At 59.2% G+C, this 12,238-nt stretch carries 11 protein-coding genes; 3 read left to right on the forward strand and 8 right to left on the reverse strand.

Going from position 1 to position 12,238, the window contains the following annotated elements; genetic code table 11:
- Positions 1-108 precede the first annotated feature (108 nt).
- Positions 109-927: a tRNA cyclic N6-threonylcarbamoyladenosine(37) synthase TcdA gene (gene tcdA, locus ACIOVB_RS19990; protein WP_187680857.1), complete on the forward strand. Its 819-nt coding sequence runs from the start codon at positions 109-111 to the stop codon at positions 925-927.
- A gap of 115 nt (positions 928-1,042) precedes the next feature.
- Here tcdA and ACIOVB_RS19995 read toward each other — a convergent pair whose 3' ends face one another.
- The 4 genes from ACIOVB_RS19995 to ACIOVB_RS20010 all read right to left on the reverse strand — a co-directional run bounded on the left by ACIOVB_RS19995 (position 1,043) and on the right by ACIOVB_RS20010 (position 4,164).
- Positions 1,043-1,447, reverse strand: coding sequence for a SufE family protein (locus tag ACIOVB_RS19995; RefSeq protein WP_187680856.1), 405 nt, complete (start codon positions 1,445-1,447; stop codon positions 1,043-1,045).
- Entirely contained in the window at positions 1,444-2,649 is a 1,206-nt protein-coding gene (locus ACIOVB_RS20000) for an aminotransferase class V-fold PLP-dependent enzyme (protein ID WP_401270655.1), read from the reverse strand. The genes ACIOVB_RS19995 and ACIOVB_RS20000 overlap by 4 nt, the downstream gene beginning before the upstream one ends.
- Positions 2,650-2,734: 85 nt before the next feature.
- Positions 2,735-3,769 (reverse strand): 2,3,4,5-tetrahydropyridine-2,6-dicarboxylate N-succinyltransferase, encoded by a 1,035-nt coding sequence (gene dapD / locus ACIOVB_RS20005; protein ID WP_187680854.1) that lies wholly within the window; start codon positions 3,767-3,769, stop codon positions 2,735-2,737.
- A gap of 32 nt (positions 3,770-3,801) precedes the next feature.
- The gene (locus ACIOVB_RS20010) at positions 3,802-4,164 is read right to left on the reverse strand and encodes an ArsC family reductase (protein WP_401270657.1); all 363 of its coding nucleotides are present in this window, start codon (positions 4,162-4,164) and stop codon (positions 3,802-3,804) included.
- Positions 4,165-4,349: 185 nt separating this feature from the next.
- On the opposite strand from ACIOVB_RS20010, the gene ACIOVB_RS20015 reads away from it, so the two are divergent.
- Positions 4,350-5,981: a Na+/H+ antiporter gene (locus ACIOVB_RS20015; protein WP_401270660.1), complete on the forward strand. Its 1,632-nt coding sequence runs from the start codon at positions 4,350-4,352 to the stop codon at positions 5,979-5,981.
- 28 nt (positions 5,982-6,009) lie between these two features.
- Here the strand turns inward: ACIOVB_RS20015 and ACIOVB_RS20020 are convergent, their stop codons facing one another.
- The 4 genes from ACIOVB_RS20020 to map all read right to left on the reverse strand — a co-directional run bounded on the left by ACIOVB_RS20020 (position 6,010) and on the right by map (position 11,756).
- The gene (locus ACIOVB_RS20020; protein ID WP_401270662.1) at positions 6,010-6,765 is read right to left on the reverse strand and encodes a M12 family metallopeptidase; all 756 of its coding nucleotides are present in this window, start codon (positions 6,763-6,765) and stop codon (positions 6,010-6,012) included.
- Between the two features lie 224 nt (positions 6,766-6,989).
- Entirely contained in the window at positions 6,990-8,186 is a 1,197-nt protein-coding gene (gene dapC, locus ACIOVB_RS20025) for a succinyldiaminopimelate transaminase (protein ID WP_401270664.1), read from the reverse strand.
- Positions 8,187-8,230: 44 nt separating this feature from the next.
- Positions 8,231-10,933, reverse strand: a complete 2,703-nt coding sequence (locus tag ACIOVB_RS20030; protein WP_401270666.1) for a [protein-PII] uridylyltransferase — start codon at positions 10,931-10,933, stop codon at positions 8,231-8,233.
- A 40-nt stretch (positions 10,934-10,973) separates the two neighbouring features.
- A complete protein-coding gene (map, locus tag ACIOVB_RS20035; protein ID WP_187679158.1) occupies positions 10,974-11,756 on the reverse strand; it encodes a type I methionyl aminopeptidase in 783 nt (260 codons plus the stop codon).
- 373 nt (positions 11,757-12,129) lie between these two features.
- Here map and ACIOVB_RS20040 point away from each other — a divergent pair.
- Positions 12,130-12,238 (forward strand): 30S ribosomal protein S2 (locus tag ACIOVB_RS20040; protein WP_401270670.1); only part of this gene is annotated, 109 nt, incomplete at its 3' end.

Consider the following 12,238-nt stretch of genomic DNA (forward strand, 5'->3'; position numbering starts at 1 on the left):
ATTGCCTGACATTGGGCAATCCGCTTTGACTTAAGTTCTTACACTTGTAGATCGAAGGTTAAAACTTGTCGCTGCGTAGCCCTATAATGCGCGCCGGTTTTTGGGGTAATGGTCATGAGTACAGAAGATCCGCGGTTTGCAGGCATCGCCCGTTTGTATGGCATCGAAGGCATGGAGCGCTTGCGCGCGGCCCATGTGGCGATCGTCGGCGTCGGTGGCGTCGGTTCCTGGGCGGCGGAAGCCATCGCCCGTTGCGGCGTCGGCGAAATATCCCTGTTCGATCTGGATGACGTCTGCGTGAGCAACGCCAACCGCCAGTTGCACGCGCTGGACAGCACCGTCGGCAAACCCAAGGTCGAGGTGATGGCCGAGCGTCTGCGCGGGATCAACCCGGACTGCACCGTCCATGCGGTGGCGGATTTCGTCACTCGCGACACCATGGCCGAATACATCACGCCGAACATCGACTGTGTGATTGACTGCATCGACGCCGTCAACGCCAAGGCTGCGCTGATCGCGTGGTGTAAACGCCGCAAGATCCAGATCATCACGACTGGCGGTGCGGGCGGGCAGATTGATCCGACGCTGATTCAGGTCTGCGATCTGAACCGCACGTTCAACGACCCGTTGGCTTCGAAAGTGCGATCCACGCTGCGTCGTGACTACGGTTTCTCGCGCACCGTGACCCGCCATTACAGCGTGCCCTGTGTGTTTTCCACGGAACAACTTCGCTACCCGAAACCGGATGGCAGCATCTGTTTGCAGAAGAGTTTTGTCGGTGATGGCGTGAAACTGGACTGCGCGGGCGGGTTTGGTGCGGTGATGATGGTGACGGCGACGTTCGGCATGGTCGCGGCGACCAAGGCTGTGGATAAGATTGTGGCTGGGGTTCGGCGGCCGGCGGATCGAGTCAAACCTCAGGTTTGATGCCGGGGCTGATGGCCTCATCGCTGGCAAGCCAGCGCCCACAGGTATTTGGTAGGTTCACTGCATTTGTGAACACCATAGAACCTTGTGCGAGCTGGCTTGCCAGCGATGGCGATTAACTCGCCAACTCATTCATCCGCTGGAGCACCGCATTGAGGCCATTGCTGCGCGACGGCGACAACTGCCGCGAAAGCCCCAGCTGGCTGAACCAGTCTGGCAAATCCACCTGCTGCAATTCAGTCGCCGACAACCCGTTGACCCGCAACAACAGCAATGCCACCAACCCGCGAATCATCCGCGCATCACTGCTGGCGCTGAATTGCCAGTGGCCGTCCTGCAACTCGCCCAGCAACCACACTTGGCTTTCACAGCCATGCACCCGGTTGGCATCGCATTTATCCGCGTCGCTCAGCGGCGGCAGACGGTCACCGAACTGCATCAGCAATCGCGCCCGCTGTTCCCAACCGGCAGCATTCTGAAAGGTTTGCAGCGCCTCGGCGGCATCAGTCGGCAGGCTCATCGCAACAACTCCAGCGCCTGATCCAGCGCTTCGAAAAAACGCTCCAGATCTTCGGAATCGTTGTACAACGCCAGCGACACCCGAATCGCCCCGGCCAGCTCGAAGCTTTTCAGCAACGGCATGGCGCAGTGGTGCCCGGCGCGCACGGCAATGCCTTGCTCGGTCAGCAGATGCGCCAGATCGGCGTTGTGCACGCCCTCGACGACAAAACTGGCCAGGGCCAGTTGCGGCTTGCCCAGTAGACGAATGCCATTGCGGGCAGCGAGGCCGCGCAGCAGATAGTCGTGCAGCGCCGCTTCATGAGCGGACACGGCTTCCTGATCCAGCCCGGCAAGATAATCGAGGGTCGCACCGAGGCCGATCACGCTGGCAATCGGCGGCGTGCCGGCTTCAAAACCCAGCGGGGCAGGGCGGAAGCGCGAATCGTGATAGTTGGCTTCCAGCACCATTTCACCGCCGAACTGCCACGGCTTCAGCTGTTCCAGCGCCTTATTGCGCCCGAACAGAACACCGAGGCCATCGGGGCCGTACAGCTTGTGGCTGGAAAACACATAAAAGTCGCAACCCAACGCCTGCACGTCATGACGACCGTGCACCACACCTTGGGCGCCGTCGACCACAGTCAGCGCGTTCTGCGCCTTGGCCATGCCCAGCAGCGCCGGCAACGGTTGCCACGCCCCCAGCACGTTGGACAACTGACTGACCGCCAGCAAGCGGGTGCGCGGGCCGATCAGATGTACGGCGGCAGCAAGGTCGATCACACCGTCGTCATCCAGCGGCAGGATAACCAGTTTCAGATCGCGACGTTGTGCCAGTTGCTGCCACGGCAGCAGGTTGGCGTGATGCTCCAGGGCGCTGATGACAATTTCATCGCCCGGATGGAAGAGGTGCTCCAGGCCATACGCCAGGAGATTCAGCGCACTGGTGGCGCCGTGGGTAAAGATGATTTGCCCGCTGTCACCGGCATTCAGCCATTGCGCCACCTTGAGCCGACTGTCTTCGAACGCCTGTGTCGCGTGGGCACCGGGAAGGTGCTGCGCGCGATGCACATTGGCCGCGCCGTTGGCGTAGTAATGCGCCAGCGCGTCGAGCAAGGCCTGAGGTTTTTGCGTGGTGGCGGCGTTGTCCAGATAGGTCTGGTCTTGCCGTTGCAGGGCGGCGATGGCCGGGAAATCGGCACGCCAGGGGGAGGGAATCATCACGGTTCATAGCCCTGGTGAAGAGGGGCGGAATTACGCCAAACCTTGTGGGAGCGAGCAGGCTCGCTCCCCCAGGTGCTTACAGCACTTAGTTGTGAGCGTGCAGCGCTTCGTTGAGTTCGATCGCCGATTTGTGGGTTTTGCACTCCACGGCACCGGTTTCCGAATTGCGACGGAACAGCAGGTCGGTCTGACCGGCCAGTTCACGCGCCTTCACGACTTTGACCAGATTATTGTTCTCGTCCAGCAGCGCTACTTTGGTGCCGGCGGTCACGTACAGGCCCGACTCGACAGTGTTGCGGTCGCCCAACGGGATGCCGATACCGGCGTTGGCGCCGATCAGGCAGCCTTCGCCGACCTTGATCACGATGTTGCCGCCGCCCGACAGGGTGCCCATGGTCGAGCAACCGCCGCCCAGATCCGAACCCTTGCCGACGAAGACGCCTGCGGAGACGCGGCCTTCGATCATGCCCGGGCCTTCGGTGCCGGCGTTGAAGTTGATGAAACCTTCGTGCATCACGGTGGTGCCTTCGCCCACGTAGGCGCCCAAACGCAGACGCGCAGCATCAGCGATACGCACGCCGGCCGGTACCACGTAGTCGGTCATTTTCGGGAACTTGTCTACCGAGAACACTTCCAGCAGCTCGCCGCGCAGACGGGCTTCCAGTTGCAGTTCGGCCAGTTCGCTCAGGTCGATTGCGCCCTGGCTGGTCCACGCTACGTTCGGCAGCAGCGGGAAGATACCGGCAAGGCTCAGACCGTGCGGCTTGACCAAACGATGGGACAGCAGGTGCAGCTTGAGGTAGGCCTCAGGTGTCGAGGTCAGCTGCGCATCTTCAGCCAGCAGCGTGGCAACCAGCGGCTTGTGGCTCTCGGCCAGACGGGTCAGCAGCTTGCCTTGAACGGCGTCGATGCCTTTGACGGCTTCAGCCAGTTGCGCAGCCTGTGCGGTGGTGAAAGTGATGGCCTGGTTGCCTTCGGTGTAACCGAGGATCGGTGCAACGGCAGCGACCAGTTCGGCCGAAGGATTGAGCAGTGGCTGTGCGTAGAACACTTCCAGCCACGCGCCTTGGCGGTTCTGGGTGCCGACACCGAAAGCGATGCTGAACAGGGAATTGGACATGTGAATACCTCTACAAAAAAGTGACGGGCTGCTTATTTGATCGCGGCCGCGTAGATGTCTGGCTTAAAGCCAATCAGGGTTCGGTCACCGAGATCGAGCACCGGGCGCTTGATCATCGAGGGTTGAGCGAGCATCAGTTCGATGGCTTTCGACTGGTCGAGATCGGCTTTACGTTCGTCGTCGAGTTTGCGAAAGGTCGTGCCTGCACGGTTCAACACCGTTTGCCAGCCGTGCTCGTCACACCATTGAGTCAGGTGCTCACGGTCGATGCCGGCAGTCTTGTAATCATGGAAGTCGTAGCTGACAGCGTGTTCATCGAGCCAGGTGCGCGCCTTCTTCATGGTGTCGCAGGCTTTGATGCCGAAAAGGTGCAACGTTTTACTTGAATCGGTCAAGGAATCGCCCCCTTTACAGGTGCTGGAAAAAAATGGTGTCGGATTATGCCATGACCCTTCAGCTAATACGCAAAACCTGTGGGAGCCGAGTTTCAGAGGGCTGCGACATAGGTGCAAAGGCCAGGCACAGCCTAAGCGGCTAATATGGCAGTTCAACGCTGTCGATCGTCTGAGATTTTCGCTTTATGCAAACTGCTTACACCGTCCTGATCCTGCTGATGCTGGTCAGCGTCTCGCGTCTGGTCGGACGGGTAATTCCGCTGCCGCTTCCTCTGGTACAAATCGCCGCCGGCGCCCTGTTGGCCTGGCCAACGCTTGGTCTGCACGTGGCGCTGGACCCGGAGCTTTTCCTGTTTCTGTTCCTGCCACCGCTGTTGTTCTCCGACGGATGGCGCATGCCCAAGCGTGAGCTCTGGCACCTGCGTGGGCCGATTCTGACACTGGCAGTCGGGCTGGTGCTGTTTACCGTGGTGGGCGCCGGGTATTTCATTCACTGGTTACTGCCAACGATTCCGCTGCCCGTGGCTTTCGCATTGGCGGCGGTGTTGTCGCCAACGGACGCCGTAGCGGTCTCGGCCATTTCGCAAAACCGCTTGCCCACGCCGCTGATGCACATGCTGCAAGGTGAAGCGCTGATGAACGACGCTTCGGGTCTGGTGACGTTCAAGTTCGCCTTGGTCGCAGCGGTGACCGGGGTGTTCTCGCTGGCTAATGCGAGCCTGACGTTTGTGCTGGTGGCGGTTGGAGGGTTGGCCGTCGGGGTGGCGTTGAGTTGGCTGGTGGGGCGCCTGCGCGCGTGGATGATTGCCCGCGGCTGGGACGATCCGGCTACGCATGTGGTGTTTATGTTGCTGCTACCGTTCGCCGCTTATGTGCTGGCCGAACGATTGGGGGCTTCGGGCATTCTCTCTGCCGTGGCGGCGGGGATGATGCAGAGCTGGCTCGATCTGCTGCCGCGTCAGACCAGCACTCGCTTGCTCAATCGCAGTGTCTGGGCATTGCTGGAGTTCGCCTTCAATGGTCTGATCTTCCTGCTGCTGGGTCTGCAATTGCCGGACATCATCAAGGCCGTTGTCAGTCATGAGCCGACACTCTGGCCGACACTGCTGTATCGCTGCCTCGACGTGGTGGCAATTTTTCTAGCGCTGGTGGTGCTGCGATTTGTCTGGGTACAAAGTATCTGGCGTTTGTCAGTGCTCCTGCGACGTTTGCGCGGCAAGGGTGATTTGACGCAGGTGCCGACCGCCCGTTCATGCTGGCTGCTGACCGTCGGCGGCGTGCGCGGCGCCGTGACGCTGGCGGGTGTGATGTCGGTGCCGATGCTGATGGGAAGCGAAGCGTTTCCCGAACGGGATCTGCTGATTTTTATCGCCGCCGGGGTGATTCTGCTGTCGCTGATTTCGGCGTGTATCGCGTTGCCATTGCTCCTGCGAGGCATTCAGAAGAGCCCCGACGAAAAGCGCCGTCAGGAAGTGCGCGATGCCTGGCGCAAAACTGCCGAGGCCGCGATTCATTCGTTGGAGACCGAAGAACTCGCACCGCAAGACGCCGCACAAGCGGCACTGGCAGCGGAACTGAAAGCACGGATCATGTCCGAGTATCGCCATCAACTCGACGTGTTCAACGATTCCGCCGAAGCCCAGGCGCTGGCGTTCCAGATGGATCTGCTGGAACGCCGTTTGCGCCTGAAGGCACTACGTGCACAGCGTCTGGAACTCTACAGCCTCAGCCGCCATCACCAGATCGGCGATGACGTACTCAGAGAGGTGCTTGGCGAGTTGGACCTGAGCGAAGCCAATCTGGGGCAGGTCAAGTAATCGTGAACGACTGTTCCTGACGGTTGATTCATGGGGTCTCGCAGGAGCCGCCGTCGGGGATATCGATTGGGTAGTAATACGCGACGATTTTTTTGTCTTTGCTGCTGATTTCTGTATTCATCGCCACTTCGAATTTTCCATCGGTGAGTTCCTTTTCGACCGGGTAATGCATGATGGAAGTTGTATCGTAGTCGGTGATGGCGACTTGCTCGGTAATCGGCGTAAAGATGTTCAGGTCCACGCTTTTTTTATTCATGCCCCATTTCTCTGCGTATTCTTTATAGACTTTGGGTTTGTCCCAGGGGATGTTTGCGTCGGGGTGTAAGTGTTCATGATGTAAGCCCAGGGCATGGCCGAACTCGTGCAATACAACTGTGCGAAAATCCAAGTCTCCGGGCCGCGCGGCGATGAACATGGTCGGTTTGTTTGCGTCTATGGTAAGTGCGTCGGTACCGATTTGAGAGGCATTTTCAGCAGTATCGGTTTTTATCCTGATTATTCCATCTTTACTGTCGATGAAACTAAAGGTAAGGCTGACATAGTCAGCCCACTCCCAAATATGTCTTTTTATCGCCTCTTTCAGCGCGGCGGGAGGCTGGTCCATGAATGAAATGGTCAGGTGGCGATCAGGCTTCCAGCACTTTGCCAGGATTGCAGTTGCGCGCGGAGACAGGCCGGAGTTGGAGGCGTGTGAAGTATTCTTGGGGTTTTCATTGATGGCTGCTCGGAAACTGGCAACTGGATCAGTTATTTCAAGTTTCAGGCAGGGTTTCGAGTTGAGCATGTTCAATTCCTTTTGATGTATGTAGTTGTCCCGTGTCCGGGCATGGATTTTAGTTGTTTGGGTTTTAAGTTTGCTGGTCAGGCAACTGGTTTTTATTTAGTTGTTGTTTTTGCGCTGATCAAGTTATTTTCTTGGCAGCGGAAGGTAAAGTGTGGTGTTGTAAGTTGGCGTTTCTTTATTGTCTGATTACCGTGCCAGATTGCCTGGCACGGTATGTGTGAGTATTACTTCCGGGTAACGAACGCGCGAATTCGTTCTGCGGCTTCTACGCATTCGGCCAGCGGCGCGACCAGCGCCATGCGCACGCGCCCGGCACCCGGATTGACGCCATCAACGTCGCGGGACAAGTACGAGCCCGGCACCACGGTGACGTGTTCTTCGGCGAACAGGTCGCGGCAGAAAGCTGCGTCGTCGCCTTCAACATTCGGCCACAAGTAGAAGCTGCCGTCGGGGCGCTGCACGTCCATCACCGGGCTGAGGATTTCCAGCACTGCATCGAACTTCTCGCGATACAGCGCGCGGTTGGCACGCACGTGTACTTCGTCGTTCCACGCGGCGACGCTGGCCAACTGGGTTTGTACCGGCATCGCGCAGCCGTGGTAGGTGCGATACAGCAGGAAGCCCTTGAGAATGTCTGCATCACCGGCAACGAAACCCGAACGCAATCCCGGCAGGTTGGAGCGCTTGGACAGACTGTGGAAAACCACGCAGCGTTTGAAGTCCTTGCGGCCCAGTTCAACGCAGGCCGTGAGCAGACCCGGCGGCGGGGTCTGTTCGTCGAAGTACAACTCGCTGTAGCACTCGTCGGCGGCAATGACGAAGTCGTATTCGTCGGCCAGGGCGATGAGTTTTTTCAGGGTGTCGACCGGGATCAGCGCGCCGGTCGGGTTACCCGGCGAGCACAGAAACAGGATCTGGCAGCGCTTCCAGATATCTGGCGAAACTGCATCGAAGTCAGGGTTGAAGCCGTTTTCATCCAGGCACGGCAGGTAATGCGGCTTGGCCCCCGCGAGGAACGCGGCCCCTTCGTAGATCTGATAGAACGGGTTCGGGCTGACCACCAGCGCATCGTCCCCACGGTTGACCACGGTCTGGGTGAACGCGAATAACGCTTCGCGCGTACCGTTGACCGGCAGCACGTTGCGGGCCGGGTCGATCCAGCCGCTCGGGACGCCGAAGCGGCGTTCACACCAGCCAGCAATGGCTTCACGCAGGGCTGGAATACCGAGGGTCGTCGGGTACACCGCCATCTGATCCAGATTGTTTGCCAGCGCCTCGGCGACAAAACCTGGCGAACGGTGTTTCGGCTCACCGATCGACAGGGCGATCGGGCGCTTGTCAGGGTTCGGTGTGACCGTGCCAAGCAGGGCGCGGAGCTTTTCGAACGGGTAGGGCTGGAGCTGGTTCAGAGCGTTGTTCATTTGTACGGGGTCTCATTGCAAAGCAGGTTAATCCGGGCGCGCAGTCAGATACTGATGCGCGAAAGCTTGATATCGGGTTCCTGATTGACGCTCAGTTGCTCGACGATCGCATCCTGCAAACGGCTGCACAGCAGGGGATCGGACAGCGGCTGGTTGTGCGCGTCGGTGATGAAGAACACGTCCTCCACCCGTTCGCCCAGGGTCGCAATCTTGGCGTTCTGCAGCGACAGGTCGAACTCCAGGAAAATTCCGCCGATCCGCGCCAACAGGCCTGGACGGTCGGGTGCGGTCAGTTCCAGAACCGTCACCGGACGCTGGGCGTCGTTATGAATCGTCACTTGTGGCGCAAAGGCAAAATGCTTGAGCTGGCGCGGCACCCGGCGCTGAATGATCGTCGGGTAGTCGTCGGGGTTGCGCAGGGCTTCGGTCAGGCCCTCGCGGATCTGCTTGATCCGTGCCGGGTTGTCGCCGATGGATTCACCGTCGTTGTCGAGCACGATGTAGGTATCGAGGGTGAACTGGCTGCTGGACGTGATGACCCGAGCATCGTGAATGTTCAAGTTGAGCTGATCCATTGCCGCCACAGTCACAGCGAAGAAGTCGTGCTGATCCGGTGCATAAATGAAGATCTGCGTACCGCCCTCGAATTCACGCTGGGTGGTTTCCTTGATCAACACCAACGGCCCGCCATCGGCTGGCTGCTGGAGTATGGCGTCGCTGTGCCAGGCTACATCGCCGGCTGTGTGACGCAGGAAGTAGTCATCGCCCAACTGCCCCCACAACTGCTCGACGTCGTCTGGATCGGTGCCGCCGCGCACAAGAATGTCCAGCGCTGCACTTTGGGTCTGGCGGATCTGCTCTTCGCGATCCACCGGGTTTTCCAGGCCGCGGCGCAAGGCGCGTTTGGTCTCGGTGTAGAGCTGGCGCAAGAGGCTGGCGCGCCAGGAATTCCACAGCGTCGGGTTCGTCGCGTTGATGTCGGCCACAGTCAGCACGTACAGGTAGTCGAGGCGGGTTTCATCGCCGACCGCCTGGGCAAAATCGTGGATTACCTGCGGGTCGGACAAGTCCTTGCGCTGGGCGGTGGTCGACATCACCAGATGGTTTTGCACCAGCCAGACGATCAGGCGGCTGTCCCACACCGGCAACTGATGGCGCTGGCAGAACGCCTCGGCATCGACCGCGCCGATCTCCGAGTGATCGCCATGCCGGCCCTTGCCAATGTCGTGGTACAGGCCGGCGAGGTAGATCAGCTCGGGTTTGGGCAACTTGCCCATAAGCTTGCTGGCCAGCGGGAATTTTTCCGACACCTGGGTGTACTGCAACTTACGCAGGTGCTTGATCAGGTTCAGGGTGTGCGCGTCGACCGTATAGATGTGGAACAGGTCGTGTTGCATCTGCCCGACGATAAAGCCGAACTCCGGCAGATAGCGCCCGAGAATGCCGTAACGGTTCATTCGGCGCAGGTTGCGGTGGATGCCGATCTTGCACTTGAACAGCTCGATAAACAGGCTGGTATTGCGGATGTCGTTGCGGAAGTTGTCGTCGATCAGGTGCCGGTGCTCGCGCAGCAGACGAATGGTATCGGCGCGTACGCCTTTGATTTCCGGTTGCTGAGCCATCAGCACGAAAATCTCGAGCATGGCAAACGGCGTGCGGCGGAACACGTTGTCGTTGCGTGCTTCGATATAGCCGTCGTGCAACTGGAAGCGCGAGTTGATCGGATGGGGCGGCGCTTCGTCTTCCGGGGCGAGGATGACTTCCTCGAAATGCTGGATGATCAGGTCGCTGAGCTGGGCGATGCTCATCACCACGCGAAAGTACTGCTGCATGAAGTTTTCGACAGCCTGCTTGGCGTCGTCGCCTTCAAAACCGAGTAGCCCGGCAATGGTGCGTTGATGATCGAACAACAAGCGGTCTTCGGAGCGGCCGGCGAGCATGTGCAGGGCGTAGCGCACTTTCCAGAGGAATTCCTGGGAGGAAGCGAGCAGGGCGTTTTCGCTCTCGACCAAAAAGCCTTCGCCGGCAAGGGCGCGCAGGTTCAGGGTGCCGTATTGACGACGGGCAACCCACAGAATCGTCTGAATATCCCGTAGCCCGCCGGGCGAGCCTTTGACGTTGGGCTCCAGGTTGTATTCGGTGTCGTTGTACTTGTGGTGGCGAGCCTTCTGCTCGGCGCGTTTGGCCAGGAAGAACTCCTTGGCCGGCCACATGTGGGCAGTGCTGGTGACTTCGAGCATGCGTTGGCGCAAACGCTCGGGGCCGCAGATGGTGCGGCTTTCCATGAGATTGGTGACGACGGTCAGATCGGCGCGCGCCTCTTGGGCGCACTCATCCACCGAACGAACGCTCTGACCGACTTCCAGGCCTATATCCCACAGCAAGGTGAGAAAACGCTCGATGGAATCGCGGAAAACTTCGTGATCGGCACTGTCCAGCAGGATCAGCAAATCGATGTCGGAGTAGGGGTGCAATTCACCACGGCCATAACCGCCGACCGCGACCAGCGCGATGTCGGCGTCTTCGCTCCAGTTGAACTGCTCCCAGGCCTTTTGCAGGATGTTGTCGACGAACCAGGCGCGGTCTTCGATCAGCCGGCGTATATCGCGGCCGCTGCGAAAGCGCGCATCGAGCACTTCGCGGGCCTGGCGGATCGCCTTCTTGAACGCCGCGATGGGGCTCGCTTTCAGGGCCAGTTCAGCCTGGAACTGGCCGCGGTCGAAGAGTTCGGGATCCACCTGCGGCATCGATTGGCTTTCCTTCTATAGGCTGGGAGCGTTTTTGGGATCAGGCCGAGACGCGGGGAATGGTGTCGTCGGCGCGCAAGGTGAAGATCTCGTAGCCGGTATCGGTGACCAGCAAAGTGTGTTCCCACTGGGCCGAGAGCTTGCGGTCCTTGGTGATCGCGGTCCAGCCGTCGCCCAGTACTTTGGTGTCGGCCTTGCCCTGGTTGATCATCGGCTCGATGGTGAAGGTCATGCCGGCCTTCAGTTCCATGCCGGTGCCAGCGCGGCCGTAGTGCAGGATCTGCGGCTCTTCGTGGAACACCTTGCCGATGCCGTGGCCGCAGAACTCGCGAACCACCGAGAAGCCGTTCTTTTCTGCGTGCTTCTGGATGACTTCACCGATGTCGCCCAGACGGCAGCCAGGTTTGACGATCTCGATCGCCTTGTACATGCATTCCTGAGTGATCTGCGACAGGCGCTCGGCCCAGACCGGCACTTCGCCGACATGGAACATGCGGCTGGTATCGCCGTGGTAACCGTCCTTGATAACGGTGACGTCAATGTTCAGGGTGTCGCCGTTTTTCAGCGGTTTGTCGTTCGGGATGCCGTGGCAGACCACGTGGTTGATCGAGGTGCAGATCGACTTCGGGTAGCCCTTGTAGTTGAGCGGGGCAGGGATGGCCTGCTGCTCGTTGACGATATAGTCGTGGCAGATCTGGTTCAGTTGATCGGTGGTGACGCCTGGTTTTACATGTTCGGCAATCATTTCCAGCACATCGGCGGCCAGTTTGCCGGCGACACGCATGCCAGCGATGTCCTCGGGGGTTTTGAGGTTGACGGTCATACAGGCTCTCTCTGCGCTCGGCGGCGCTTGCTGATACGGATAGGGCGGCAGGTGTTCGTTTTGCGACCCTGAAAAACGCGATTCTAACAGACGAAAGGAGCAAATCCGCGCCTGCCTGCATCGCTTCTCTCTATACAATGGTGCGCGCCGAGTCGATTCCAAGGGGGCTGCGCCCATGTCCTTGGTGTGATTAAAGATTTCGGGTTCCGTTTCTGCGCACCCTGTGGTATAAAATGCGCCGCTTTCCGGGGATACCCCGAAAAGCTTAAATCCACACACGTGTCGACACGATGACCTGGGTGCTTTTGGCTTTAAGCCACTGGTTGGTCATTGGGATACGTGGAGGCCAAACCCGACTTATTAAGGAACTATCATGTCCCAAGTCAATATGCGCGATATGCTGAAGGCCGGTGTGCACTTCGGTCACCAAACCCGTTACTGGAACCCGAAAATGGGTAAGTACATTTTCGGCGCGCGTAACA

Origin of the sequence: Pseudomonas sp. NPDC087639 (assembly GCF_044743385.1) — a bacterium.
In the GTDB taxonomy this organism is placed as follows: domain Bacteria; phylum Pseudomonadota; class Gammaproteobacteria; order Pseudomonadales; family Pseudomonadaceae; genus Aquipseudomonas.

Excerpts from the sequence above, each read along its gene's own strand:
- tcdA (WP_187680857.1), top strand. The coding sequence starts at position 109 with ATGGTCATGAGTACAGAAGATCCGCGGTTTGCAGGCATCGCCCGTTTG.
- ACIOVB_RS19995 (WP_187680856.1), bottom strand. The coding sequence starts at position 1,447 with ATGAGCCTGCCGACTGATGCCGCCGAGGCGCTGCAAACCTTTCAGAAT.
- dapD (WP_187680854.1), bottom strand. The coding sequence starts at position 3,769 with ATGTCCAATTCCCTGTTCAGCATCGCTTTCGGTGTCGGCACCCAGAAC.
- ACIOVB_RS20015 (WP_401270660.1), top strand. The coding sequence starts at position 4,350 with ATGCAAACTGCTTACACCGTCCTGATCCTGCTGATGCTGGTCAGCGTC.
- ACIOVB_RS20020 (WP_401270662.1), bottom strand. The coding sequence starts at position 6,765 with ATGCTCAACTCGAAACCCTGCCTGAAACTTGAAATAACTGATCCAGTT.
- dapC (WP_401270664.1), bottom strand. The coding sequence starts at position 8,186 with ATGAACAACGCTCTGAACCAGCTCCAGCCCTACCCGTTCGAAAAGCTC.
- ACIOVB_RS20030 (WP_401270666.1), bottom strand. The coding sequence starts at position 10,933 with ATGCCGCAGGTGGATCCCGAACTCTTCGACCGCGGCCAGTTCCAGGCT.
- map (WP_187679158.1), bottom strand. The coding sequence starts at position 11,756 with ATGACCGTCAACCTCAAAACCCCCGAGGACATCGCTGGCATGCGTGTC.